Raw genomic sequence first — 24,583 nt, 5'->3', positions numbered from 1 at the left:
AGAAACCAGACGCGGCAGCGATTTCGGGAAGCTCCTCCAGTCCACGCCCGAAAAGCTCTGACCGCGCAAAAAAACTCCGGGCCGCAAGACCCGGAGTTTTTTGCATTCAAAGCTGGGTCAGGCCGTGGTTGGCTTGAAGGTCAGCGCCACGCCGTTGATGCAGTGGCGCAGGCCGGTCGGCGCCGGTCCATCGTCGAAGACATGGCCGAGATGGCCGCCGCAGCGGCGGCAATGCACTTCGGTACGGGTCATGCCGAGCGACCGATCCTCGGTCTTGCCGATGCCATTGGCGATCTCTTGCCAGAAGCTCGGCCAGCCGGTGCCGGAATCGAACTTTGTCTCCGACGGATAGACCGGCAAGTCACAGCCGGCACAGGCGAATATGCCCTTGCGGTGCTCGTTGAGCAGCGGGCTGGTGCCGGGATATTCAGTGCCTTCCTTGCGCAGCACGTCAAAGGCGGCCGGCGACAGGATGGCTTTCCATTCGTCATCGGTCTTGGTGACCTCGAATTTCTCGGCCGCTTGCGCTGGCTGAGGGCCACCCATGCGCAGCATCGCTGCCGCGGCCCCGACCACGCCGATGGCGGCAGCACCGCTCAAAAGAAGATCGCGACGATTCATGACCAGTTCCTCCTGTCACTTTCTTTGCCAAACTATACCGTCACGCGAAAATCAAAAAGCCGGTGACGGTTGCCTTCAACGAAACTCCGCGCCGGTCCACGGATGACCGTGGGCGGCGCGGAGCACGCGTGTCGTTTGCAGGTCACGGGAGCGAGACTATGCAATCGACGGAGGGCTCTTGCTGCAGGTTCGTCGCGGCAAGCCCTTTGTTACATTTTCGGGCCGATCACATCTTCGGGAGCAAAACCTTGTCGATGACGTGGATGACGCCGTTGGACTGCTCGACATCGGCGATCGTGACATTGGCGACATTGCCGTTCTCGTCGGTGACGGTGACCTTGCCGCCTTCAGCCTTGAGCGACAGTTCGCAGCCGCCGACCGTCTTGACCTTGTGCGTGCCGCCATCAGCCTTGACCATCGCGGCCACGTCAGCCGCCATCGCCTTGGCGGCGACGACATGGCAGGTCAGGATCTTGACGAGCTTGTCCTTGTTCTCGGGCTTGAGCAGCGTGTCGACCGTGCCGGCCGGCAGTGCGGCAAAGGCCTCATTGGTCGGCGCGAAGACGGTGAACGGGCCGGCGCCCTGCAGGGTCTCGACCAGGCCGGCTGCCTTGACGGCGGCCACCAGCGTCGTGTGGTCCTTCGAATTGACGGCGTTCTCGACGATGTTCTTGTTGGCGTACATGGCGGCGCCGCCGACCATCGGATTTTCAGCATAGGCAACGGTGGCAAACGCCGAAGCGGCGATCGTACCGGCGAGCAAAAGGGTGGCGAATCTACGCATGATATTCAAACTCCTCGGGTTTCTCTTCCCATTTTTGGGGACGCGAGGAGATACGAAACACAAACGCGTGAGTTTCAGAATATTTCTGGATTTTTTGATTTAATCGCGCACGCGAAGAGATTTATTCGACGCAACAGTTTGCCGGCTTACGTGCGTGTTTAGACACCCGTCACATAAGATAAATTGGAATTATTCTAGCGGCCGCTTCGCTGTGAGGAAACGAGGTCAGATGCTCTTCAGATCGCCCGCAGCCACCACCGGTCCGGTCGGCTGCCCGGTCGGCGAACCGCCGGCAGGCTCCAGGCTGACGGCCAGCACGGCGCCCTGGGCGAGCTTCTGCTGGGCCGCCGGCGAGACGACGATATGCGCTGTCGAACCAACCGGAATAACGCCCATCGACACCGGCGGGTTCTTGCCTTCGATCATCCACAGTTCGAAGTCCTTGCCGGAAGCACGCTCACCGGAGACATGCGACAAGCCGACTTCGTGATGGGCGGCATCATAGACGGCAAGGTATTTGACATCGCTGCCGTCGGCGGCCAGCGAGGCGACAAGCCGTGCCTGCGGCTGTGCGACCGGCGGGTTGACGTAAGGGATCGCAATGTAGATCGCCAGCGCGGCAACCGCTGCCGCGGCAAGGCCGCGCCAGAAGGCGAGGCTGGACCACAGGCCGGCGCGCGCCTCGGAGGGCGTTGCAGCCGTCGACGCAAACAGCCGTCGGTCGATCGCCGGTTTCACCGAAGCTGGCGGCTCGATTTCCGGATAGGCGGCAGCCATGGGCGAGAGATGAACCTCCCAGCCATCGACCAGCCGCGCGAAGTCGGTTTCGGAATCGATGCGCCTGGAAGCGATCTGCCGCTCGTCCGCCGGCAGCACGCCAAGAACGTATTCGGCGGCGAACAGGTCGTCGCCCCCACGTTCCGGTCCATTGTCCTCTGCGAGCGTCATCTTTCCAGACATTCTCTGAGTTTCATCAGGCTGCGGCGCAGCCAGGTACGCATCGTGTTCAACGGCACGCCATGACGTTCCGCCAGTTCGGCATAGCTTTCGCCCTTGAGATAAGCGCCCCGGACGGCCGCCGCCCGGTCTTTCTCCAATTCATCGAGGCAATGATGGATCCTTTCGGACTCATCGCCCGCCACCACCATCGCTTCAGGTCCCGGCGCCGGATCTGCCACGTCGAGTGCGGCATCGATATCGACGGCCTGCTTGCGCCGCGCCCTGATGCGATCGATCGCATGATTGCGCGCGATTGCCACCAGCCAGGAGATCGGGCTCAGATCGGAAACAGCAAAACGGTCCGCCTTCGTCCATATCTTGACGAAGACTTCCTGCAAGGCTTCTTCCGCATCTCCCCGGTCGTTCAATACACGAAGGCACACGCCGAAAAGTTTCGCGCTGGTCTGCCGGTACAGCAGATCGAACGCGGCCCGATCCTTCATCGAAGTTCGGACGATCAGCTTGGTGATGTCCTGCGGCGTCATGTCAGGCAAATTAGGGTATTGTTATGTATTTGCAACGGCGGAAATCGCCTTGTGCACGTCTAAGCTTCACGCGTTCCCCACCCGGATCCGCCGCCGATTTGCCATTGAAGTCGCCACTGGCTAGCCTTGCCACAGGTGATGGAGAGCGCGCATGTCCGTTGAACGGATCCTTTGGGAACAAGATGCAACCGGCCTCGCCGGTCTCGTGCGCAAGGGCGAGCTGTCGGCGATAGAGCTGACCGACGCGGCGATCGCCCGCGCCGAAGCCACAGGGCCCGAAATCAATGCCACCGCCGAGCCGCTCTACGAGGCCGCGCGAACGCGCGCCAGGACGATGGACCGCTCGTTGCCGCTGGCCGGCGTGCCCTTTGCCATCAAGGACCTCGGCATCGCCATCAAGGGCGTGCCGTCGCATGGTGGCAGCCGCATCCCCGCCTGGGTGCCCGATGTCAATTCGGTGATGACCGATCGCTACCTCGCCGCCGGCCTGATCCCGATCGTCACCTCGACGTCGCCGGAACACGGGCTGCGGCTGATGACCGAATCGAAAGCCTTCGGCATCACCCGCAACCCCTGGAACACCGGCCACACCAGCGGCGGCTCGTCGGGTGGCGCGGCAGCGCTCGTTGCCGCCGGCGTGGTGCCGGTGGCGCATGCCTCGGATGGCGGCGGTTCGATCCGGGTGCCGTCCGCCTGCACCGGGCTTGTCGGCCTCAAGACCTCGCGCGGCCGCATTCCGCTGACGCCGCTGGTCAGCGAGAGCTGGTACGGCATGGTGGTCGACCATGCCGTCACCCGCTCGGTGCGCGATTGCGCGCTGCTGCTCGATCTCACCCACGGCCCCGAATCCTTGTCGCCTTATGCCGCGCTGCCGCCGAAAGGCGCATTCGCCGCTGCTGCCGCGCGCGATCCCGGCAAGCTCAAGCTGGCCGTCTACCGCAAGTCGCCGCTTGGCCTGCCGATCTCGGCCGAGACAATGAAAGCGCTCGACACCGCGGTGGCGCTTGCCCGCGAGGGCGGCCATACGGTCGAGGACATCGACCTGCCCTTCATCGGCCGCGATTTCTTCGCTGATTTCTGCAGGACGGTTGCTTCCGCCGTCGCCGGCACGCTGCGCGCCGAAGCGCTGCGCGTCGGCCGTTCCGTTACTGGCGACATCGAGCGCGCCACGCGCGTTCTCGGCAGGTTGGGCGAAATGGTCTCGGCCGGCGAGACCTATGCCGGCCTGCAGCGACTGCACGCCGCCTCGCGGCAACTGATCGCGGAGACCGCGCGCTATGACGCCGTGCTGATGCCTGTCATCGCGCACCCGCCGCTCGCCTGCGGCGCCATGGATCCGAAAGGCGCCGATGAGCTGATCGAGAACCTGCTCGACAAGCTTCATCTGACGCCGCTGCTGAAAGTGAAATCCTTGTTCGGCCAGCTGATGGACAAGAGTCTCTGGTTCACCCCTTGGCCGGCGATCTACAATGTCAGCGGCCAGCCATCGATCGCGCTGCCGGTTTACGTCACCGATGCCGGCCTGCCGCTCGGTATCCAGGCCGCCGGCCGTCCGGGCGACGAGGAGACGCTGCTGTCCTTCGCCGCGCAGATGGAGAAGATCTCCGGCTGGCTCGGCCGCAGGGCGCCGCTGATGGTGCCGTCATGATGACGACGCCGTGAGACGTCGAATATGACAGCAATGCCATTTGCTCCCTGCGACAATTCCCGCTAAGACGCCGCCGTCCTTTCCAAGTGCATGTCGCCCAAAAGTGCCCAGCGGTTTTGGGACAACGACATGCACAAATCAAAAGCCGGGAACCACACCGATGACGGAGATAACCGCCACCGCCGAAATGCAGGCCGACCTGCTTTCGCGGGCGCTGCCCTACATGCAACGCTACGAGCACAAGACGATCGTGGTGAAATATGGCGGCCACGCCATGGGCGACCTTGAGCTCGGCAAGGCTTTCGCGCGCGACATCGCGCTGCTCAAGCAATCCGGCGTCAACCCGATCGTCGTCCATGGCGGCGGGCCGCAGATCGGCGCCATGCTGGCCAAGATGGGCATCGAATCCAAATTCGAAGGCGGCCTGCGCGTCACCGACCAGAAGACGGTCGAGATCGTCGAAATGGTGCTCGCCGGTTCGATCAACAAGGAGATCGTGGCGTTGATCAACGCCGAGGGCGAATGGGCGATCGGCCTGTGCGGCAAGGACGGCAACATGGTCTTCGCCGAAAAGGCTCGCAAGACCATGATCGACCCGGACTCCAACATCGAGCGCGTGCTCGATCTTGGTTTCGTCGGCGAGCCGGTCGAGGTCGACCGCACGCTGCTCGACCTTCTGGCGCGCTCGGAAATGATCCCGGTGCTGGCGCCGGTGGCGCCCGGCCGTGATGGTCACACCTACAACATCAACGCCGACACGTTTGCAGGTGCCATTGCCGGCGCCTGCAAGGCCTCACGTCTTCTGTTCCTGACCGACGTGCCCGGCGTGCTCGACAAGAACAAGAAGCTGATCGACGAGCTGACCGTGACCGAAGCCCGGGCGCTGATCAAGGACGGCACGGTTTCGGGCGGCATGATCCCCAAGGTCGAGACCTGCATCGAGGCGATCGAGCGTGGTGTCGAAGGCGTCGTTATCCTCAACGGCAAGACGCCGCATGCGGTGCTGCTCGAGCTGTTCACCGAACACGGCGCCGGCACGCTGATCGTGCCCTGAATCGACAGTCAGCCGGCTAATCGTTTCGTCGGCAATCCGCGACTTGCGACGACGGGAAGCTCCGGCTTTCGAGCCGGGCGTGAAACCGTCATCGATTCCTCCTCGGAATCCTGCGGCGCGCCCCAGAATTCGGCCAGCGTCGGGCCGTCCTTCACCCTGCCATCGCGGGCCAGAAAGCCCCAGACCTCACGGAACCAGACGCGGCGCCCCATCTGTGTGTACCAGCGCATCGAGTGCCGCTGCTCGGGATCGGGGTGGAACAGGATGCGGGCCAGCGCTTTCGGCCGCGACTGTACGGCGAGTTCAATCAGCTTGATGCTGAAGAACAGCATCCACGGCTTCAGCCGCGTCATCTGCAGCACCTGGTGCTTGTAATCCCACAGGCGGGCATCTTTCTGGATCACCTTGCGATCCCTTGCGATGCGGAAGAACGGCGTCCAGCGATGCGGCGTTACGTAAAGTGCCTGGATCTGGTCGGGGTCATAGGCGATGAGCTGGCGAAAGCCGCGCCACAGGTCGCGAAATCCTTCATCCTCGAAACCGGCCACCCAGGTTGCCATCGACAGGATACCGTGCTTTCGCAACAGCCTTATCGCCTCGCGGTCGGAGGAGGTGCTGCCGCCCTTGCGGATCAATTGAAGCGTCTGCTCGTCGGTGTTTTCCATGCCCAGCAGCCAGCGGATGACGCCCGCCTTGCGGTAGAGATGCAGGATGTCGGCATCGCGCACGATGTCGTCGGCCCGCGTCGAGCCGACGATCAGCACCGGCACATTCTCGGCAATCAGGGCGTCGAGAAAGGCGCGCCACGCCTTCTTCGAGACCGTCGGGTTCTCGTCGGCGAGGTTGATCAGCTCGACGCCATGTTCGCGATGCAGCCAGGCAATCTCCTGCGCGAACTTCTTGGGATCGCGATGCCGCCAGCGGGTCCAGAAACCGCGCTGGCCGCAATAGTTGCACAGATGTGGGCAGCCGCGCGAAAACTGCATGACCACGGCACGCTTGCCGCCCCAGTAGCTGTAACGGCTGTGGTCGATCAGTTCCCAGCCGACGCGGTAGGCGTCGAGCTCGGCAATCGTCATCGCCGCCTGTGTGGCGAAGGGCCGGCGCAGATCGCCGCGAAAGGCGATGCCGGCGACGCTTGCCGGCGGCTGGTGCATCTCCAGCGCCTCGACCAGCGCCACCACGGTCGCCTCGCCCTCGCCGCGCACGATGAAGTCGAAGACGTCGGTTGCAGCCAGTATGTCGCGCCAGTGATAGGTCGGGAAGACGCCGCCATAGATGACCATGGTCGCCGGTTCTTGCGCCTTGATCATCTCAGCGATCAGCAAGGCGGTTGGGTGCGCCGAGGTCGAGCCGGAATGGCCGATCAGGACGAAGTCCGGGAAGTCATCCAATGCGTCGCGCACGACGCTGTCGAGCGGCATCGGCCCGAATTCGGCGTCGACGAGACGCACATCGTGGCCGGCATCGATCAGCGGGCCGCCGATCGCCAGCAGGCCGAGCGGCGGCAGGTGGTCGTCCGGCACGCGGCTGCCGATGGCGGTGTGCGGCGGATTGATCAGGACGATTTTCATGGCGGACCTCCAGGAGCGATGGTCCGCATATGCTGGTCGGGGATGTGGACGCCCGATTGGCCCGTTTCAGCAGTTTGCGTGCAGCTTTCACGCAAGAATGCAGAGTAGCGTCACCGCCTGAGATGCGCGAGCGGCACGTGGCCGGGTCCCTTGATGTTCTGCAGCACCAGCTGCGTGTGGACGTCGCGCACGCCGTCGAGCCGCATCAGCCGGTGCATGACGAATGCGTTGAGCTCGTCGACCGACGGCACCATGACATGCAGCAGGAAGTCGTGGTCGCCGGTCATCGTCCAGCACGACGACACCTCGTCCATGCGCTGCACCGCGGCAATGAAGCTTTCCGGCGAACCGTCGCTGTGACTGGTCAGGCGCACCTCGATGAATACCTCGACCATCAGCCCGACGGCGCGGCGGCTGATCACGGCGGCAAATCCCTTGATGATGCCGGCATCCTGCAGCGCCTCGAAGCGCCGCGCGCATGGTGTCGTCGACAGTCCGATCTCCTGCGCCAGTTCGGAGACGGGCTTGCGGCCGTCGCGCTGCAGGACATCGAGCATCTTGATTTCGAAATCGTCGAACTGAGGCATTTTCACTCCCATGGGGCAGATTGTGAGTGAATATTATCTCGAATCTCGCGAGCGAGCCATCATCAAAACCGATTTGCCTCGGCAAACCCGGTTACGTTTTGGGCACGTCATCCCTGATGATTTGCGAGGAGAAATAACCATGACGACGATGAGCGTTGCCGAATATGCCCGCGATTGCGCGGCACAGGGCTTGCGCGGCGACTACTCGGTCTGCCGTTCCGATTTCACCGTGGCGCAGGGCTACGATTACAGCGCTGAGGAACAGGCGGTGTGGCGCACTTTGTGCGACCGCCAGACCAAACTGACGCGCAAGCTCGCCCATCATTCCTATCTCGACGGTGTCGAAAAACTCGGCCTGCTCGACCGCATCCCCGATTTCGCTGACGTCAGCGCCAAGCTGCGCAAGCTGACCGGCTGGGAGATCGTCGCCGTGCCGGGCCTTATCCCCGCCGCACCTTTCTTCGATCATCTCGCCAACCGCCGCTTCCCGGTCACCAACTGGCTGCGCACCAGGCAGGAGCTCGACTACATCGTCGAACCGGACATGTTTCACGATTTCTTCGGTCACGTGCCGGTGCTGTCGCAGCCGGTGTTCGCCGATTTCATGCAGATGTACGGCAAGAAGGCCGGCGACATCATTGCGCTCGGCGGCGACGAGATGATCACCCGGCTCTACTGGTACACGGCCGAATACGGCCTGATGCAGGAGGCCGGCGAGCCGCTGAAGGCCTTTGGCGCCGGCCTGATGTCGTCGTTCACCGAATTGCAGTTCGCAGTCGATGGCAAGGATGCGCACCATGTGCCCTTCGACCTCGAAACAGTGATGCGCACTGGCTATGAGATCGACAAGTTCCAGCGTGCCTATTTCGTGCTGCCGTCCTTCGACGTCTTGCGTGACGCCTTCCAGGCAGCAGATTTCGCGGCGATCGTCGCGCGCCGCAGGGGCCAGCCGGCGCTCGACCCCGCGACGGTCTAGTTTTCTGAAAAGCGGTTCCCGTCCACGCCTGTGGGCGGCAACCATCGGCCCCCTATCGCCTCCCAGGGGCGTCAGTCCCCTCGGCCTTCAGCCGCGCCAGCTGGTCGCGCTGCAGGTGGAGCGCGGCATTGATGAAGCGCGATATGGTGGCGAGTTCGGCGTTGCTGAAGGTGGCGATCACCTTTTCGCCTTCCCGCGCGATGGCGCCGTAGTAGCGCGCCGACAGCTCCCGCGTCGCCTGTGTCGCCTCGATCACCACCTTGCGCCTGTCCTCGAGACTGCGTGTGCGCGTCAGCAGGCCACGCGCCTCCAGCCGGTCGATCAGCGCCGTCACCGCAGCCGGTGTCAGCCCGGTGGCGGTCGCGATCGCGCCCGCCGATTGCGGGCCGCCATAGAGCAGCCCGATGCAATGGCGCTCGGCCATGTTCAGCCCGAGCCTTGTCCCCACCGCTTCGTCATAGGCCTGCGTCGCGTCCTGCCATTGCATGATGGCGAGGCCGATCGCGGCCGTCATTTCGTCGCGATTGCCGCTTGACGAATTTATTTCGGTCATCTAACTATCAATCCGTCTAACATTTAGACTATCGCAGCAATATGCGGCTGGGACGCCGACAAGGCAAGAGCCTGCCGCCCGACAAGGAGTGAAAAATGAGCTTGATTCAACAGCGTGCACCCCTCTCGCACGAGGAAGAATTCAAATACGCCAAGCTGGCGATGGAATGGTATGGTTGGGGCTCGCCGATCGGCCTCGGCATCCTGCTCGTATCGCTGGCCGCCGCGGCCGTGCTGGTGCGCATCGCCGTCTACGGCTTTTGAGCGTGCCGTGTTTTCGCCGGCGCCATCACTGGCGCCGGCAAGGTATTGCAAACGGGCGCCCGGGACGGACCCTCAGACAGCGACCACCTTGCTCAGATGTTCGCCCAGCCGGCAGGCCAGCGCGGTGATTGTCGTTGTCGGGTTGGCTTGACCAGAGGTGCAGAACACCGAGGAGCCGCCGACATAGAGATTGTCCATGCCATGCACCTTGCAGTTGGCGTCGACCACGCTCTTGGTGACATCGGTACCCATGCGCGTGCCGCCCATATGATGGTGCCCCGCCGTCTCGTCATTCGTCGGATAATCGCCGCCATTGCTGATCCAGTCGGCGATGCGCACCCGACCGAGATTCTTCTCGATCAGCGTCGTGCCGAACAGCCTGAGCCCTTCAAGAAGGGTACGATGCTCCAGTTCCGATTTCTTCCAGTGCAGCTCGATGCGCGGCACCCCGGCGTGGTCGACATCGGTCTTGGACAGCTCGATCTGGTTGGAGGCCTGTGGCGCCTGCTCCCAGGCGACATAAAGCTGGGCCGCGCAGCGCAGGTTCTGGCTGAGCTTGGAGGACATCCACTCGGCCATGTCAGGCGCCGTGCAGGCGAGATCGGCGATGAGGCTCTTGACGCCCGGATACGGCGTCTCGATCAGCCGGATGCCGAAATTCATGATCTGCAGCCGCTCCATCGCCGCGAGCGTCGGCGAGAAGAAGGCCTCGTTGACGGCATCGACCTCGAACTCGCTGTAGTTCGCCAGGATGGCGTTGCCGCCTTCGAAGGTCGGGTGTTCCATCCAGTAGCGGCCAAGCGCTGCCGCATTCGGCACGACGCCGCCGTTCGAGCGCTGGTTCGACCACAAAAGCAGGCGCGAATTCTCCAGCCCACCGGTGCAGGTGATGAAATAGTCGACGCTGAAGGAGCCGGCATCCTGGCCGTTCGACCAGAGCTTGGCGCCGGTCACGCGTTTGCCGTCGCCGGCGAGCTCGGTGGCATAGGTGTTGAGCACGACGGCGATGTTCTGGCTCTTGTCGAGTTCGTCTCCGAATTTTTCGGCAAAGCGCACCGCCGGGCTCTTGATCAGCTGCACCCAGCGCATGTCGTCCGAGACCGGCACATCCGGCCGGAATTCGGGAAGGTCGAGGATATCGCGCACCTCAGGCAGATAGGGCTCGATGTCGGCACGGCGGATCGGCCAGCCTGTATCCGGGGCCCAGGCCTTTGGCTCGAAATCCTGTTTGTCGAGCACGCGACACCAGCCGGCCCAGTGGTTGGAGCTGCCGCCCATGAACCGCAGCCGCGTGATGTCGAGATCGAAATAGAAATCGCCGACCGTGGTGCCACGGTAGAAATCCTGCGACTCGTCGCTGAACTCCCGCGAGCCGGCCTCCAGCACCACGACCGGAATGCCGGCGGCACCGAGCTTGCGGGCGATGGTGGTGCCGGCCGGGCCGGAACCGAAGATGCAGACCTTGGGTTTGAAGTTGGCGGCGCGAAACGCCTCGTAGCTGTCGAAGATCATGCCAGGTCACTCCGCTTGAGGATCCAGCCATTGACCTCGACGATCTCATTCGGATCGACCTGGGATGGACCGGCCCCTGATGGAGACGCGTTGGCCTCCGGCAGCTTGCGGAACAGGGACAGGGCAGGCAGTGCGATCAGCGCCTGCACGATCATGCGGCGCGGCATTTTTTTGATGAAGAAACTCATGATTGGTCTCTCGATGGGGGCCTCGACGATGCATGCCGTTTCTCTGAACGGGACATGCACCGGGAAAGAAGCCGATTTCGTGCCAGACTTGGCCATGAAGCCGTTTCAAACCGGTTACTGGCGCGGCTCAGTGCAAACACAGTTAGAATTCTCTTAACGGCAGCCGCGGGGCTCGAGTTTCGGTTCCGCGCTTCCGGCCGGCCTCCAGCCTGCCACCGGGCTCATGCGGCGGCCGAGATATCCGTGCCCAGGATCGACAGGTTGCGGCCCGCATGCTTGGCTTGGTAGAGCCGCCGGTCGGCGGCGCGCATCAGCTCGGAGACGTTGGCTTCCTCGCCGCAGACGGTGCCGCCGATGCTGACGGTCAGCGGAATCGTCCGTTCGTCGACGGGCCGGAAACGGATCAGCTCGACTTCGCGGCGAATGCGCTCGGCGACCCGCTTGGCCTCCTTCTCGGTGGCGCCAATCAGAAACGCGCCGAACTCCTCGCCGCCGATGCGACCCAGCACGTCGCCGCCGCGGACCCCGCGCTCGATGGCGCTGGCGATCAACAGCAGCGCGTCGTCACCGGTCAGGTGGCCGAAACTGTCATTGATCCGCTTGAAATGATCGGCGTCGATGATCAGCAGCGCACCGCGGTCGGACTTGCGCCGGGAGCCATCCAGCGCCGCAAAGAAACTCTCCCGGTTGAGCATGCCGGTCATGTCGTCGCGGCTGGCCTTCTCCGCCAGACGGCGGTGGGCGGCGGCGAGCTGGGCGTGGGCGCGGGCAAGTTCGCGATGCGCGTTCTTCAGCCTGTCACTCTGCCAGAAGGTGCTTGCACAAGCCACCCATGCGAGCACCAACGGACAGACGGTCGAGGTCAGCCAGATCGTGCGGTTGACCGGGAATCCCATGGCCGGAACAATGATCAGCGTCAGCAGGAGAGAGGCGGCGACGGAGGCGAAAGCGATGGCGGCGGATTTCAGAATAACGCTGTTCATCGCGAGCTCCCCACAGGACTGTCTCTGTGCCAGCAAGCCCTGAAGGCCACCTTTCCCGGATGGCTAAAATTTGAATCGTGAGGCCATTTCCGCTACCCTTGGCGCGTGGAAGTTGTGGATAAAGTCTCTTTCGGAATTTCCGTTTCATGCCATAAGGACCGCATGACCACGCTTCCTGATCCCGCCCGCTTCGCCCATGTCACCGACTGGGTGTTCGACCTCGACAACACGCTCTACCCGCACCACTCGAATCTGTTCTCGCAGATCGACGTCAAGATGACAGCCTATGTCGGGGAGCTGCTGGCGTTGCCGCGCGAGGAGGCGCGCAAGCTGCAGAAGGAGCTTTATCGCGAATACGGCACGACGCTGAACGGGCTGATGACGCGCCATGGCATCGACCCCGACGACTTTCTCGAGAAGGTCCATGACATCGACTATTCCTGGCTGGTGCCCGATCCCGTCCTCGGCACCGCCATCCGCCAGCTTCCCGGCCGCAAGTTCATCTTCACCAATGGCGATCGCAGGCACGCCGAGCGCACCGCGCGCCAGCTTGGCATCCTCGATCATTTCGATGACATCTTCGATATCGTTGCCGCCGGCCTCAATCCCAAGCCCGCGCGCCAGACCTACGAGAAGTTCGCCGAACTGCACGCCGTCACAGGCCACAATGCGGTGATGTTCGAGGATCTCGCCCGCAACCTGGAGGTGCCGAAGTCGCTGGGCATGACCACGGTGCTGGTGGTGCCACGCAATTTCGAGCCGACCTTTGCCGAGATCTGGGAGCGCGATCCCGCGCAGGAAGATGACGTCGACTACGTCACCGACGATCTCGCCGGGTTTCTGACCGCAATCGTCGAGGTCAACGCCTGAAGCACCTGACCTCCGTCGAAGAGCAGATCGATGCCGCCGCTCATGGCGTGCTCGACCGGCTGCCGGCGCATGGGCTCTCCGGCGCGCTGGTCGAGTTCCTGGTATTCGTACTGAAGCAGGCTTGGGCCTGTCTGTTCGGCGGCGTCATGCTGGCATTGATCATCGCCACGAAATTCTCGTGGCCCGAGCATGCCATGTTGGCGCGCTACGACTTTTTGTTCCTCGCCGCGCTATCCATCCAGATTGCCATGTTGATGCTGCGTCTGGAGACCTCGGCCGAGGCCAAGGTCATCCTTGTCTTCCATATCGTTGGCACCGTCATGGAGGTCTTCAAAACCTCGGCCGGCTCATGGATCTATCCCGAGGCAAATCTTATTCGCCTTGCCGGCGTGCCGCTGTTTTCCGGTTTCATGTATGCTGCGGTCGGCTCCTATCTCGCCCGTATCGCGCGCATCTTCGACTTTCGCTTCAGCTCCTATCCACCGTTCCGGGCCACCGTGCTGTTATGTCTGGCGATCTATGCGAACTTTTTCACGCATCATTTCATAATCGACCTGCGCTACGGCCTCTTCGCGGCGACGGCGGCACTCTATTTCAAAACCGTCGTTCATTACCGGGTCTTCCGCTTTCGCCACAAAATGCCTTTGCTCGTCGGTTTTCTTCTGGTCGCGCTATTCATCTGGTTCGCAGAAAATATCGGCACATGGTCGCACGCCTGGATTTATCCCAATCAAAACGCCGGGTGGGCCGCAGTCCCGATCGGCAAGCTCGGCGCCTGGTATTTGTTGATGATCATATCCTTCGTGCTGGTCACGCTCATCCATCGGCCGCAGCCACTGGCAGGCGGGGCTGATTCTCAGAGCTTGTAAAATCGGCTGATGATGCCCCAGGCTTCGTCGGCGGTGTCGACGAAATCGATGATGTCCTGGTCGCCTGGGCTGATCGTGCCTTGTTCGGCGAGGAAGTCGAGATCGATCGCCCGTTTCCAGAACGATTTGCCAAACAGGATCACCGGCACGCGCTCCATGCGTCCGGTCTGGATCAGGGTCAGCGTCTCGAAGAACTCGTCCATCGTGCCGAAGCCGCCGGGAAACACCGCCACCGCCTTGGCGCGCATGACGAAGTGCATCTTGCGGATGGCGAAATAGTGGAAGTTGAAGCAGAGCTCCGGCGTCACGTAGATATTCGGCGCCTGCTCATGCGGCAAAACGATGTTGAGGCCGATCGAAGGCGCGCCGACATCGTCGGCGCCTCGGTTTCCGGCTTCCATCACGCCTGGACCGCCGCCGGTCACAACGACATATTCGCGGTAGTATGATGTGGCCGACTGCTGCGAGCACAGGCGAGCGAATTTGCGCGCCTCCTCGTAATATTTGCTATTTTCCTCAAGGTTCTTCTTCTGCGTCTCGTTCTTCGCCGCCCAGGCCTCGCCGCCGGGTTCCGGCAGACGCGCGCCGCCAAACAGGATCACCGTCGAACGGATGCCGCGCTCGGCCAGGATCATCTCCGGCTTGAGCAGCTCCAGTTGCAGCCGCACCGCGCGCAGTTCGCGCCGCGTCATGAAATCAGGATCGTTCCACGCCAGCCGGTAGGTCTCGGCACGCGTCTGCGGCGTGTCCGGCACGCTTTTCGACCGCTCCAGATCCTCGTCCGAATGCGGCAGCGGCGTCCACCCCGCCTTTTCCATAGGAGTCATAACTACCCGTCCAATTCCCTTAACTGCGCCGTCCCGTGACGCACACGCGATTGACCCCCATTAAGCCTTAACATAGGGTCCGCGCGACTTTCAAAACAGGTTAAGGCGTAGCCCCTTAACAGCTTGGTAATGGAGCGAATTCATGTCGAAGCCCGATCTGGCGAGCCTCGAAAAGACCATCGAGAAGGCCTTCGAGGAACGCGACACGATTTCGACCGCGACCCGCGGCGAGACACGCGACGCCATCCAGGCCGCGCTCGACCTGCTCGACCACGGCACCGTCCGCGTCGCCGAGCGGCAGGCCGACGGCAAGTGGCATGTCAACCAGTGGCTGAAGAAGGCGGTGCTGCTCTCCTTCCGGCTGAACCCGATGGAGATCATCAAGGGTGGCCCGGGCGAGGCCGTGTGGTGGGACAAGGTGCCGTCCAAGTTCGACGGCTGGAGCGCCGTCGATTTCGAGAAGGCGGGTTTTCGCGCTGTGCCGTCGTCGATCGTGCGCCGCTCCGCCTATGTCGCGCCGGGAGCGGTGCTGATGCCTTCCTTCGTCAATGTCGGCGCCTATGTTGACAGCGGCACCATGGTCGACACCTGGGCCTCGGTCGGCTCCTGCGCCCAGATCGGCAAGAATGTACATCTGTCGGGCGGTGTCGGCATTGGCGGCGTGCTGGAGCCGATGCAAGCCGGCCCCACCATCATCGAGGACAATTGCTTCATCGGCGCGCGTTCGGAAGTGGTCGAGGGCTGCATTGTGCGCGAAGGCTCGGTGCTCGGCATGGGCGTCTTCATCGGCCAGTCGACCAAGATCGTCGACCGCGCCACCGGCGAGGTCTTCTATGGCGAAGTGCCGCCCAATTCCGTCGTCGTCGCCGGCTCGATGCCTGGCAAGGCTTTTCCAAACAACGAGCCTGGCCCCGGCCTCTACTGCGCCGTCATCGTCAAGCGCGTCGACGCCAAGACCCGGTCGAAGACCTCGATCAACGAATTGCTGCGCGATTGATCTTTCCGCCAAGCGGGCGCACCTTCCGCCGGCGCGACAATGGGTCGCGTTGGTTCAAAGTGGAGGGGTGACATGGACTGGAAATATCTCCTGACGAGTTTCGATGGCCGCATCAACCGTGCTAAATTCTGGGCCGGCATCGGCGTATTCGTCGTTATAGGCATTGTCGGCTTCATTCTCGACTCGATCCTCGGCACGCGTATCACCACCGGCAGTGGTGCCCAGATCGGTATCATCGGCATCGTCTTGGCGCTGGCATCGATCTATTTCGCGATTGCGCTCTATGCCAAACGCTGGCACGACCGCAACAAGTCGGGCTGGTGGACGCTGATCGGCCTGGTACCCATCATTGGCGGCATCTGGCTGCTGGTCGAGCTCGGCATTCTCCAAGGCACCAGCGGTGCCAATCAATATGGACCGGACCCGCTTGCCTGATAGATCAGATCTCACCTGGCTTTTCTTCAAGACATCGGGCCGCGTTAACCGCGCGGCCTATTTTCTGAGTGGCTTGCTCGTATCCATCATCCAGGCCTTTCCGTACTATCACTTCAAGCTGCTGCCGGAAGGCAGCCCGGAAAGCGAGACGTGGTGGTCAATTTTTGTCGTTGTTGTCATGGCCACGCTCTGGCCGCTTGTGGTGCTTGCGGTAAAGCGACTGCACGATCTCGACAAGCCGGGCATCGTGGCGCTGGTGCTGTTCGTGCCCGTGGTCTCGATCGTTGCCTTCCTTGTATTGTGCCTGTTTCCAGGGCAGCCTGGACCCAATCGTTATGGCCGGCGCACCAACGAGCCGGCACAACCCTAGAGTCGGATGATTTCAGGTCGTATCGACCCGAAATCTGAATCCGACTCTAAACCAAAGAGATAGAGCATGATGTCGTCCGAAAACCGCGTCACACTTTTCGGCATCATGCTCTGAGGACCGATCGGACATGCGCTACCGCACGCTTGATCCGAAACTGATCATCGACACCGCCGAACGGCTGGAGAGCCGCGTCTCCGAACGCTTTCCCAAGGCCGGCCTGCGCGGCGTCGCTGCAGAACTGGTGTCGCTGTCGCGTGATCTGGCCAAGGCCGCTCAGGCGCTCGAAGCCCCGATCTGGTGGCTGCGTGGCCTCATCATCGCCGCCTTCGTCGCTGGTGTGCTGGTGTTCGTGTTCGTCGGCACGATCCTGCCTCTCGACCGCATCTCGGGAAACGACGATGCGCTGCAGTCGGTGCAAGGCATCGAGGCATCGATCAACACCGTCATTCTCGCCGTGCTCGGCCTGCTCGCGCTGATCCGCACCGAAGAGCGCATCAAGCGCAAGCAGGTTTTTCGACAACTGCACGGCCTGCGCTCGCTGATCCATGTCATTGACATGCACCAGCTGACCAAGGATCCGGCGACGCTTTCCGCCAACTTCAGGCCAACTGCGAACTCACCGGCGCGCATCACCAATGCGGCGGATTTGGCGCGCTATCTCGATTATTGTTCCGAAATGCTGTCGATCACCGGCAAGATCGCCGCACTCTTCGCGCAGTCGGTCAATGACGACGTCGTCATCGACGGCGTCAACGACATCGAGAATCTGAGCTCGAACCTATCGCGCAAGATCTGGCAGAAGATCACGTTGATCGAGAGCCATCCGGCGGCGCTACCTGTTCCGGCGCCAGACCCGGCGAGCCAAGCCGCGCCGCTTCCGCCACCCGCACCAGCGCGGTAACGCGCTTCAGCAGCGGCGCCGGCGTACCCGTTGTTTCGGCAATGCCGAGCACCGCCCCTTGCAGCTCGCCGATCTCCGTCGCCCTGCCGCGTTGCAAGTCGTCCCACATCGATGAACGCGCTTGCGGGTCGATCGCCAGCATGCGCCGCGCCAACAGCCTGAACAGCCAGTCCGGCAGCCTGAGCACTTTCGGCAGCAGCGCCGGCCGCAAACCGGCGATCCGTGCCGGCTCGATGCCGGAGGCTTTCATGGCCCGCAGCGCCTCGTCGATCTGGCCGGCCAGGATCAGCCGCCAGCGGCGATCGGCAAGTTCGGTTGCCAGCGGCAGGCCGGAAAGCGCCACAAGCGCGTTGTTCAAATTCATCAGCAGCTTGCCCCACAGCACCGCCTTCATGTCGGCATGGGCCTCGACCGCGAACCCTTCGACGGCGAGAAGCCGGACCAGGCCGGCGTCGCCGTCCTCGATCATCACCTTGCCGTCGCTGGCGCGGTGGACGCGCAGCGGCAGCTCGCCGTCGGGCGACTGCACTACATTGAACGGCACCATGCCGGCCAGCACGCTCTGTCTGTCAAGTCCCGCCCGCAGCCGGTCGGCATTGTCGACGCCGTTCTGCAGGCTGACCACAACGGCGTCCCGGCGGGCATGCGCCTTGATAAGCGTGGCCATCTCCTGCGTCGCGCCGCTCTTGACCGTCACCAGGATCACGTCCGCGTCAGGCAAGGCGGCGGCCGGATCGCTGGTGATCCTGAGCGCATCGGATTGGATCAAACGGCTGCGACCTTCGAGATCGGTGATACGCAATCCGCCCTGCAATGCCGCTTCCATTCGCGGCCGCGCCAGCAGGCTAACCCGGCGCCCGGCGAGCATCAGGCAGCCGCCGGCATAGCAGCCGATGCTGCCGGCACCGGCGATCACGATCGTCCTGTCCGCTTCCGCCATCCCATCCTCCGCATCGGCCGAAACTATACGACATGAAAACCATAATGTCGGCGCTATCTCAGGCCATTGGGCTGGCCCCTATGTCGGGCCGTGACAGGCCCTCAGCTTTCGACTATCGCTTTTGCCATGACGCTGCCGACCGATCCCGCCGCAAACCTTGCCACCCTTATCCGTTGCGCCTCGGTGACTCCCGCCGAAGGCGGTGCGCTGAGCGCGCTGGAAACGATGCTGAAACCGCTCGGCTTCCTGGTCGACCGGCCGGTGTTTTCGGAAGATGGCACGCCCGACATCGAGAACCTCTATGCAAGGCGGTCCGGCAACGGCCCGCATCTTATGTTCGCCGGCCATACCGACGTGGTGCCGGTCGGCGACGAAGCCGCCTGGACGCATCCGCCTTTCGCTGCCGAGATCGCCAATGGCGAGATGTATGGCCGTGGCGCCGTCGACATGAAGGGCGGCATTGCCTGTTTCATCGCCGCCGTGGCGCGCCATGTCGAGAACAATGGCGGCCCCAAGGGCTCGGTCTCGCTGCTGATCACCGGTGACGAGGAAGGCCCTGCCATCAACGGCACCGTCAAGCTGCTCGAATGGGCCGCGTCCAGGGGCGAGAAATGGGACGCCTCGATCGTCGGCGAGCCGACCAATCCGGACGCGCTCGGCGACATGATCAAGATTGGCCGTCGCGGCTCGATGTCTGGTTCAATCACCGTCAATGGCCGTCAGGGCCATGTCGCCTATCCCTTGCTTGCCGACAATCCGGTGCGCGGGCTGATGAGCCTGGTCGACGCCCTGCTGCATCCCGTCTTCGACAAGGGCACGAAGGATTTCCAGCCGACCAATCTGGAGGTGACCTCCATCGATGTCGGCAATCCGGCCACCAACGTCATTCCGGCCAAGGCGACCGCGACCTTCAACATCCGCTTCAACGATACCTGGACCGCCGAGACCGTCCAGGCCGAAATCCACAACCGGCTTGACCAGGCAGCCAAGCGCAAGAAGTACAGGCCGGGCAAGAAGACGCCGATCGACTATGACCTCGTCTGGCGCGACCGGCCAAGCCACGTCTTCCTGACCCGCGACGACAAGCTTGTCGACACGCTTGCCGGTTCGATCAAGGCGGCGGTCGGCAAGGAGCCGACATTGTCGACCTCCGGCGGCACGTCGGATGCGCGTTTCATCAAGGATTATTGCCCGGTGGTCGAGTTCGGCCTGGTTGGCAAGACCATGCATATGGTCGACGAGCGCGTCGCCATTGCCGATCTCGAAACGCTGACGCGGATCTACCAGCGCTTCATCGAAGACTGGTTCGGACAGGGCTGATGAGCATGCTTACGGCGGACGAGACCCAAGCTTCGCTGACCGGCGCCTGGCGGCTGATGCTCGGCAAGACCGACGGATTGCGCCTGCTCGATCTGTCAGCCGACGGGTTCTGGAATTCCTTTTTCGCCATCATCGTTGCGGCCCCGGCGCTGATCGTCGGCTGGGTCGGCATCGCCAACGAGATCGGCGATCCCGACGCCTTCGCCGGCCGCTTCAGCATGCTGATGCGCCTGGCGACAGTCGATATCGGCTCCTGGGTGCTGCCGCTGGTCGCGCTCGCTCTGGTCGCGCGGCGCGCCGGCATCGGTGGCCGCTTCGTCCACTATGTCGTTGCCAGCAACTGGGCCTCGGCCATCACCGCCTGGCTGATGCTGCCCTCGGCGCTGATCAGGCTTTTCCTGTCATCCGCGAGCCAGGTCTCGAGCCTTGTGTCGCTGCTGCTGTTTGCCCTGTCGATGGTGCTGACCTGGCGCATGACCAACGCAACGATCGGCAAGGGCGCGGCGGTCGGCACAGCCGTTTTCGTCGGCATGTTCATTGCTTCGCTGCTGGTGTTGTTCGGGCTGCAGGCGCTGCTTGGCATTACCGTGCCGGACGACGTCGGGGCTCAGAGCCTTTCCGGGCTCTATCCCGGATGAGCCGTCTGGACTCTATCCGGATAGAGCCGAGCTCTATCCCGGGTAGTCGACGCCAATGAGGAAAAGCCCGTCGGGCGGCGCCACCTGGCCGCAAGCGGCGCGGTCTTGCGCTTCAAGTGCTGCCTTGAGATCGGCAGTGGTCCAGCCGCCATCGCCGACCCGCTTCACCGAGCCGACCATCGAGCGGACCTGGTTGTGCAGAAACGAACGCGCCGAAGCCTTGACCTCGATCAGGTCACCCTGCCGGCTCACATCGAGCCGCTCCAGCGTCCGCACCGGGCTGTTGGCCTGGCACTGGGTTGAGCGGAAGGTGGTGAAGTCGTGCCGGCCCAGCAGGACTTTCGCCGCTTCGTGCATGGCGTCGGCGTCGAGCCGCTTCGGCACCCACCACACTTTGCCCTTTTCCAGCGCCGCGGGAGCGCGCCGGTTGAGGATGCGATAGAGATAATGGCGCCCGGTGGCCGAGAAGCGGGCGTCGAAATCGTCTGGGACAACGCCGGCCTTCAGGATGGCAACATGCGCGCCGGCCGCCTGCAGATGCGCGTTGATGGCATCGCGCACCTTGTCACCAGGCCAAGCCTTGGCGAGGTCGACATGCGCCACCTGAGCGGTGGCATGCACGCCGGCATCGGTGCGGCCGGCGGCGCGCAGCCGCACCGCCTCGCCGCTGAATTTTTCGACCGCCTGTTCGATCGCCTGCTGCACCGAAGGCTGGTCGGCCTGATGCTGCCAGCCGGCGAAAAGGCTGCCGTCATATTCGATGTCGAGGCGAAAACGCGGCATGCCGGGCGGCTATACGCTTTCGCCTAGGCGGCGAGAGCGGTGAAGGCAGATGCGTAGACCAGCTTTCCGGCCTCGGGAGCATCGCCCCAGGTCAGTGCCTGCAGCGCCTCGCCCTGGTATTCGCTCTCGAACTTTTCGGCCCGTGCATGGCTGTAGCCGAAACGGCCATAATAGGCCGGGTCGCCCAGCACCACGGCCAGCGTCTCGCCGGCATCCCTGAGGCGAATATGCGCCTCACGGATCAGCGCGCCGCCAATGCCGCTGCCATGGAACGAGGGTTCCACCGCCAGCGGCGCCAGCGCCACGGCCGCAAAGCTCTTGCCGCCATTCTGGACGAACAGCCGCGAAAACAGGATATGGCCGACGACCTGGCCGTCTTCTTCCGCCACCAGCTCGGCAATCGCGTCGCCGCCGGTCACCAGCGCATCGACCAGCCCGGCCTCCGCCTGCTGGCCGAAGGCGTGTTCCTCGACGAGGCGAATGGCCTCGCGATCCCGCGGCGTTGCCGCGCGTATCGACATCATGCTCATGAGAACTTCATTCCTTTTACGATCTTGGCTCCGCGCAGGAATTCCGACGCGGCGGCGGGCTTTCCGCCCGCACGTTGAACTTCGACCAGTCTGACCGCGCCTGCTCCGCAGGCGACCGTCAGCCGGTCATCGAGAATTCCTCCCGACTCGCCCAAATCGTCCGAAAGCGACAGGCCTTCAGACAGCGTCGAGCGAAGTAGTTTCAGCCGTTCCATGCGGCCGCCAATTTCAATCTCGGACCAGGCGCCAGGAAAGGGCGACAGGCCACGAATGTGGTTGTGGACCTCGGCCGCGGGCCGCGTCCAGTCCACGCGCGTCTCGGATTTATCGATTTTTCTGGCATAAGTCACCCCTTCCGCCGCTTGCACGGTAAATGTCAGGGTGTTCCTGTCCAGCTGCGCCAGCGCTTCCACCATCAGGGTGGCACCGACACTCATCAACCGATCATGCAGATCGCCGGCTGTCATATCGGGTTCGATGGCGCATTTTTCAAGCAATCCCACCGGTCCGGTGTCCAAACCTTCTTCCATGCGCATCACCATCATGCCGCTTTCCAGGTCGCCCGCCATGATGGCGCGCTGGATGGGGGCAGCACCACGCCAGCGCGGCAAGAGCGATGCATGGCCGTTGATGCAGCCAAGCCGGGGTGCGTCGAGAACAGCCTTCGGCAGCAGCAAACCATAGGCGACAACCACGGCGATATCGGCCCGCAAGGCACGAAAAGCGGCCTGCTCGGCCTCGCCCTTGAGGGATGTCGGCGTCCGCGCCTCGATGCCCAGCCGCTCCGCCTCGCGCTGTACCGGCGACGGCGTCACCTCAAGCCCGCGCCGTCCGGCAGCGCGTGGCGGCTGCGAGTAGACGGCGGCGACCTCGTGTCCGGCTTCGGCAATGGCGCGCAACGTCGCCACCGAAAACTCCGGCGTGCCCATGAAAATGACGCGAAGGGGCATTTTCCCCTATCCCACCAGCTTGCCCGGCGCCTTGTCCTTGGCGAGCTTCTTGAATTTTTTCACCACCATGTCGCGCTTCAGCTTCGAGATGTGGTCGATGAACAGCACGCCGTTGAGATGGTCGATCTCATGCTGCAGGCAGGTCGCCATCAGGCCTTCGGCCTCAATTTCCTGAAGCTTGCCGTCACGATCGAGGTATTTTACCCGAACGGAGGCCGGACGTTCGACCTCGGCATAATAGTCCGGGATCGACAGGCAGCCTTCCTCATAGACGGAACGCGCGTCGGCGCTGCTGAGGACTTCCGGGTTGATGAAGACATGCGGCGCGGGTGGTTCATCTTCCTTGGCGAGGTCGATCACCAGCATGCGCAGCGGCTCGCCGATCTGGATTGCCGCCAGCCCGATGCCCGGTGCGTCATACATGGTCGCCAGCATGTCGTCGGCTAATGCGCGCAACGGCGCATCGACGCGCTCCACCGGCTTGGAAAGCTGGCGCAGGATGGGGTCGGGCAGGATGATGAGCGGCTTGATCGGCATGGCGTTCCACCTAAGACCTCCGGCGAAAAGCGTCAACCGGGGCATCTCAGTCGTGTTCTTGTTTTGATCTGTGCGATCAGGCCGAATCGGCTATGCTGTCCACATGAATGATCTGAGCACCATCCTTTCGGAGCCTGTGGCACGGCTTGGCGCCACCACGATCACGCTCGGCCATGCCCTGGCCTTCGGTGCATTGTTGTTTCTCGGCCTGTTCGTGGCGCTGGTCATCGCGCTGTGGCGGTCGGCCAAGGCGCGTGCGGTTGCTGCCGCGGAGGCAGCCGACCATGCCCGCGATGCCGAAGCGCGGATGGCCGGCATATTGCAAAGCCAGGCCGAGATGCAGGGTCGCATGGGCGCCATCGCCGAAGTGTTCGGCGCGCGCCAGGCGGAGCTGACGCAGTCGATCGGCCAGCGGCTCGACGCCATGACCGGCCGGCTCGGCCAGACCATGACCGAGCAGACCAAATCCACGCATGAGAGCCTGGCCAAACTGCAGGAGCGGCTGGCGATCATTGATGTCGCGCAAGGCAACATCCAGTCGCTCGCCGGCCAGGTCGTGCAGTTGCAGGCTATCCTCTCCAACAAACAAACGCGTGGCGCCTTCGGCCAGTCGCGCATGGAGGCGATCGTCGCCGACGGCCTGCCGATGGGCGCATACGAATTCCAGGCGACGCTGTCGAACGGCAGCCGGCCCGACTGCCTGGTGAAGATGCCGAACGGCGCGCCGTCGCTGGCCATCGATGCGAAGTTTCCGCTGGAGGCCTGGAACGCCATCCGTGCCGCCGATGGCGCCGACCTGCAGAAAGTCGCCTCGCAAGCATTCCGCCGCGACATCGAAATCCATGTCCGCGATATCTCCGAGAAATACCTGATCCAGGGCGAGACGCAGGACACCGCCTTCATGTTCGTGCCGTCGGAATCGGTGTTCGCCGAGATCCACGAGAATTTCGAGGCGATCGTTCACAAGGCGCATCGCGCCCGAATCGTCATCGTCTCGCCGTCGCTGCTGATGCTGTCGATCCAGGTCATCCAGGCGATCCTCAAGGATGCCCGCATGCGCGAACAGGCGCATCTGATCCAGGGCGAGGTGATCCGGCTGATGGAGGATGTGCAACGTGTCGATGAGCGCGTGCGCAAGCTGCAGGTCCATTTCGGCCAGTCGGCCAAGGACATCGACGATATCCTCGTCTCGACATCGAAAGTAACCAAGCGCGGCCAGAAGATCGAGGCGCTGGAGTTCGGCGTGCAGGCCGAGGGTGAAGCCAGCCCCGACGCTGCATCACGGGCTCCCGCGGCGAAGGTCGACACAGCCGGCGCCCGCGTGGCCGATTCGAAGACCGGGCAGCTCAGGCTGAGGGTCGTCGAAGGCGACGACTGAACGGATATTTT

At 63.1% G+C, this 24,583-nt stretch carries 29 protein-coding genes; 13 read left to right on the top strand and 16 right to left on the bottom strand.

Annotated features, from left to right (window positions below):
• Positions 1-117 precede the first annotated feature (117 nt).
• From msrB to EB235_RS03415, 4 genes are all read right to left on the bottom strand, one after another.
• Positions 118-621, bottom strand: a complete 504-nt coding sequence (gene msrB, locus EB235_RS03430) for a peptide-methionine (R)-S-oxide reductase MsrB (protein ID WP_027032346.1) — start codon at positions 619-621, stop codon at positions 118-120.
• A gap of 226 nt (positions 622-847) precedes the next feature.
• Positions 848-1,405: a fasciclin domain-containing protein gene (locus tag EB235_RS03425; protein WP_027032347.1), complete on the bottom strand. Its 558-nt coding sequence runs from the start codon at positions 1,403-1,405 to the stop codon at positions 848-850.
• A gap of 225 nt (positions 1,406-1,630) precedes the next feature.
• Positions 1,631-2,353 carry an anti-sigma factor gene (locus tag EB235_RS03420; RefSeq protein WP_027032348.1) on the bottom strand — a complete coding sequence of 241 codons (723 nt, stop codon included), beginning with the start codon at positions 2,351-2,353 and terminating at the stop codon, positions 1,631-1,633.
• Positions 2,350-2,889 (bottom strand): sigma-70 family RNA polymerase sigma factor, encoded by a 540-nt coding sequence (locus EB235_RS03415; protein WP_027032349.1) that lies wholly within the window; start codon positions 2,887-2,889, stop codon positions 2,350-2,352. The genes EB235_RS03420 and EB235_RS03415 overlap by 4 nt, the downstream gene beginning before the upstream one ends.
• Positions 2,890-3,040: 151 nt before the next feature.
• Here EB235_RS03415 and EB235_RS03410 point away from each other — a divergent pair, with 151 nt between their 5' ends.
• Complete coding sequence (locus tag EB235_RS03410) at positions 3,041-4,537, top strand: amidase (protein ID WP_027032350.1); 1,497 nt, start codon at positions 3,041-3,043, stop codon at positions 4,535-4,537.
• Positions 4,538-4,697: 160 nt separating this feature from the next.
• Positions 4,698-5,591: an acetylglutamate kinase gene (gene argB, locus EB235_RS03405; protein WP_027032351.1), complete on the top strand. Its 894-nt coding sequence runs from the start codon at positions 4,698-4,700 to the stop codon at positions 5,589-5,591.
• An 8-nt stretch (positions 5,592-5,599) separates the two neighbouring features.
• Here the strand turns inward: argB and bchE are convergent, their stop codons facing one another.
• Both bchE and EB235_RS03395 read right to left on the bottom strand, forming a co-directional pair.
• Positions 5,600-7,165 carry a magnesium-protoporphyrin IX monomethyl ester anaerobic oxidative cyclase gene (gene bchE / locus EB235_RS03400; protein ID WP_027032352.1) on the bottom strand — a complete coding sequence of 522 codons (1,566 nt, stop codon included), beginning with the start codon at positions 7,163-7,165 and terminating at the stop codon, positions 5,600-5,602.
• A gap of 110 nt (positions 7,166-7,275) precedes the next feature.
• Positions 7,276-7,752, bottom strand: a complete 477-nt coding sequence (locus EB235_RS03395; protein WP_027032353.1) for an Lrp/AsnC family transcriptional regulator — start codon at positions 7,750-7,752, stop codon at positions 7,276-7,278.
• 139 nt (positions 7,753-7,891) lie between these two features.
• On the opposite strand from EB235_RS03395, the gene phhA reads away from it, so the two are divergent.
• On the top strand, positions 7,892-8,728 hold the full coding sequence (gene phhA, locus EB235_RS03390; protein ID WP_027032354.1) for a phenylalanine 4-monooxygenase: 837 nt from the start codon (positions 7,892-7,894) through the stop codon (positions 8,726-8,728).
• A 52-nt stretch (positions 8,729-8,780) separates the two neighbouring features.
• Here phhA and EB235_RS03385 read toward each other — a convergent pair whose 3' ends face one another.
• Complete coding sequence (locus EB235_RS03385; RefSeq protein WP_027032355.1) at positions 8,781-9,281, bottom strand: MarR family winged helix-turn-helix transcriptional regulator; 501 nt, start codon at positions 9,279-9,281, stop codon at positions 8,781-8,783.
• Between the two features lie 95 nt (positions 9,282-9,376).
• On the opposite strand from EB235_RS03385, the gene EB235_RS03380 reads away from it, so the two are divergent.
• Positions 9,377-9,544: a hypothetical protein gene (locus EB235_RS03380; RefSeq protein ID WP_164548546.1), complete on the top strand. Its 168-nt coding sequence runs from the start codon at positions 9,377-9,379 to the stop codon at positions 9,542-9,544.
• 72 nt (positions 9,545-9,616) lie between these two features.
• Here EB235_RS03380 and EB235_RS03375 read toward each other — a convergent pair whose 3' ends face one another.
• The 3 genes from EB235_RS03375 to EB235_RS03365 all read right to left on the bottom strand — a co-directional run bounded on the left by EB235_RS03375 (position 9,617) and on the right by EB235_RS03365 (position 12,227).
• Positions 9,617-11,056, bottom strand: a complete 1,440-nt coding sequence (locus EB235_RS03375; RefSeq protein WP_027032356.1) for a GMC family oxidoreductase — start codon at positions 11,054-11,056, stop codon at positions 9,617-9,619.
• Positions 11,053-11,244 carry a hypothetical protein gene (locus EB235_RS03370; RefSeq protein ID WP_027032357.1) on the bottom strand — a complete coding sequence of 64 codons (192 nt, stop codon included), beginning with the start codon at positions 11,242-11,244 and terminating at the stop codon, positions 11,053-11,055. The genes EB235_RS03375 and EB235_RS03370 overlap by 4 nt, the downstream gene beginning before the upstream one ends.
• A gap of 221 nt (positions 11,245-11,465) precedes the next feature.
• Positions 11,466-12,227 carry a GGDEF domain-containing protein gene (locus EB235_RS03365; RefSeq protein ID WP_027032358.1) on the bottom strand — a complete coding sequence of 254 codons (762 nt, stop codon included), beginning with the start codon at positions 12,225-12,227 and terminating at the stop codon, positions 11,466-11,468.
• A 162-nt stretch (positions 12,228-12,389) separates the two neighbouring features.
• Between EB235_RS03365 and EB235_RS03360 the strand changes: the two genes are divergently transcribed.
• Positions 12,390-13,097, top strand: coding sequence for a pyrimidine 5'-nucleotidase (locus tag EB235_RS03360; protein WP_027032359.1), 708 nt, complete (start codon positions 12,390-12,392; stop codon positions 13,095-13,097).
• Entirely contained in the window at positions 13,094-13,966 is an 873-nt protein-coding gene (locus EB235_RS03355; protein WP_027032360.1) for a DUF817 domain-containing protein, read from the top strand. The genes EB235_RS03360 and EB235_RS03355 overlap by 4 nt, the downstream gene beginning before the upstream one ends.
• Here the strand turns inward: EB235_RS03355 and EB235_RS03350 are convergent.
• On the bottom strand, positions 13,954-14,793 hold the full coding sequence (locus tag EB235_RS03350; protein ID WP_027032361.1) for an LOG family protein: 840 nt from the start codon (positions 14,791-14,793) through the stop codon (positions 13,954-13,956). The two genes, EB235_RS03355 and EB235_RS03350, sit on opposite strands and share 13 nt — an antisense overlap.
• Before the next feature lie 142 nt (positions 14,794-14,935).
• Between EB235_RS03350 and dapD the strand changes: the two genes are divergently transcribed.
• The 4 genes from dapD to EB235_RS03330 all read left to right on the top strand — a co-directional run bounded on the left by dapD (position 14,936) and on the right by EB235_RS03330 (position 17,496).
• Positions 14,936-15,790, top strand: a complete 855-nt coding sequence (dapD, locus tag EB235_RS03345) for a 2,3,4,5-tetrahydropyridine-2,6-dicarboxylate N-succinyltransferase (protein WP_027032362.1) — start codon at positions 14,936-14,938, stop codon at positions 15,788-15,790.
• Between the two features lie 72 nt (positions 15,791-15,862).
• Positions 15,863-16,225, top strand: a complete 363-nt coding sequence (locus EB235_RS03340; protein WP_027032363.1) for a DUF805 domain-containing protein — start codon at positions 15,863-15,865, stop codon at positions 16,223-16,225.
• A complete protein-coding gene (locus tag EB235_RS03335; protein ID WP_080680892.1) occupies positions 16,203-16,595 on the top strand; it encodes a DUF805 domain-containing protein in 393 nt (130 codons plus the stop codon). Before EB235_RS03340 ends, EB235_RS03335 begins: the two co-directional genes overlap by 23 nt.
• 127 nt (positions 16,596-16,722) lie before the next feature.
• A complete protein-coding gene (locus tag EB235_RS03330) occupies positions 16,723-17,496 on the top strand; it encodes a hypothetical protein (protein ID WP_027032365.1) in 774 nt (257 codons plus the stop codon).
• Here the strand turns inward: EB235_RS03330 and EB235_RS03325 are convergent.
• Positions 17,399-18,436 (bottom strand): 2-dehydropantoate 2-reductase, encoded by a 1,038-nt coding sequence (locus EB235_RS03325; protein WP_080680893.1) that lies wholly within the window; start codon positions 18,434-18,436, stop codon positions 17,399-17,401. The two genes, EB235_RS03330 and EB235_RS03325, sit on opposite strands and share 98 nt — an antisense overlap.
• A 126-nt stretch (positions 18,437-18,562) precedes the next feature.
• On the opposite strand from EB235_RS03325, the gene dapE reads away from it, so the two are divergent.
• Both dapE and EB235_RS03315 read left to right on the top strand, forming a co-directional pair.
• Positions 18,563-19,756, top strand: a complete 1,194-nt coding sequence (gene dapE / locus EB235_RS03320) for a succinyl-diaminopimelate desuccinylase (protein WP_027032367.1) — start codon at positions 18,563-18,565, stop codon at positions 19,754-19,756.
• Positions 19,757-19,761: 5 nt separating this feature from the next.
• Entirely contained in the window at positions 19,762-20,394 is a 633-nt protein-coding gene (locus tag EB235_RS03315) for a hypothetical protein (RefSeq protein WP_027032368.1), read from the top strand.
• Positions 20,395-20,427: 33 nt separating this feature from the next.
• Here EB235_RS03315 and truA read toward each other — a convergent pair whose 3' ends face one another.
• Genes truA through def form a run of 4 tightly spaced genes read right to left on the bottom strand, consistent with a single transcriptional unit; the run spans position 20,428 to position 23,194 of the window.
• Positions 20,428-21,177, bottom strand: a complete 750-nt coding sequence (truA, locus tag EB235_RS03310; RefSeq protein ID WP_027032369.1) for a tRNA pseudouridine(38-40) synthase TruA — start codon at positions 21,175-21,177, stop codon at positions 20,428-20,430.
• A 23-nt stretch (positions 21,178-21,200) separates the two neighbouring features.
• Complete coding sequence (locus EB235_RS03305) at positions 21,201-21,707, bottom strand: GNAT family N-acetyltransferase (RefSeq protein ID WP_027032370.1); 507 nt, start codon at positions 21,705-21,707, stop codon at positions 21,201-21,203.
• A complete protein-coding gene (gene fmt / locus EB235_RS03300) occupies positions 21,704-22,657 on the bottom strand; it encodes a methionyl-tRNA formyltransferase (RefSeq protein ID WP_027032371.1) in 954 nt (317 codons plus the stop codon). Before fmt ends, EB235_RS03305 begins: the two co-directional genes overlap by 4 nt.
• A 6-nt stretch (positions 22,658-22,663) precedes the next feature.
• Entirely contained in the window at positions 22,664-23,194 is a 531-nt protein-coding gene (gene def, locus EB235_RS03295) for a peptide deformylase (RefSeq protein WP_027032372.1), read from the bottom strand.
• A 103-nt stretch (positions 23,195-23,297) separates the two neighbouring features.
• Between def and EB235_RS03290 the strand changes: the two genes are divergently transcribed.
• A complete protein-coding gene (locus EB235_RS03290; protein WP_027032373.1) occupies positions 23,298-24,572 on the top strand; it encodes a DNA recombination protein RmuC in 1,275 nt (424 codons plus the stop codon).
• Positions 24,573-24,583 lie beyond the last annotated feature (11 nt).

The sequence above is a fragment of the Mesorhizobium loti R88b genome (genome assembly GCF_013170845.1).
Classification (GTDB): domain Bacteria; phylum Pseudomonadota; class Alphaproteobacteria; order Rhizobiales; family Rhizobiaceae; genus Mesorhizobium; species Mesorhizobium loti_B.
Note: the sequence above shows the minus strand (reverse complement) of the source record. Positions and strands in the feature narration are given on the sequence as shown.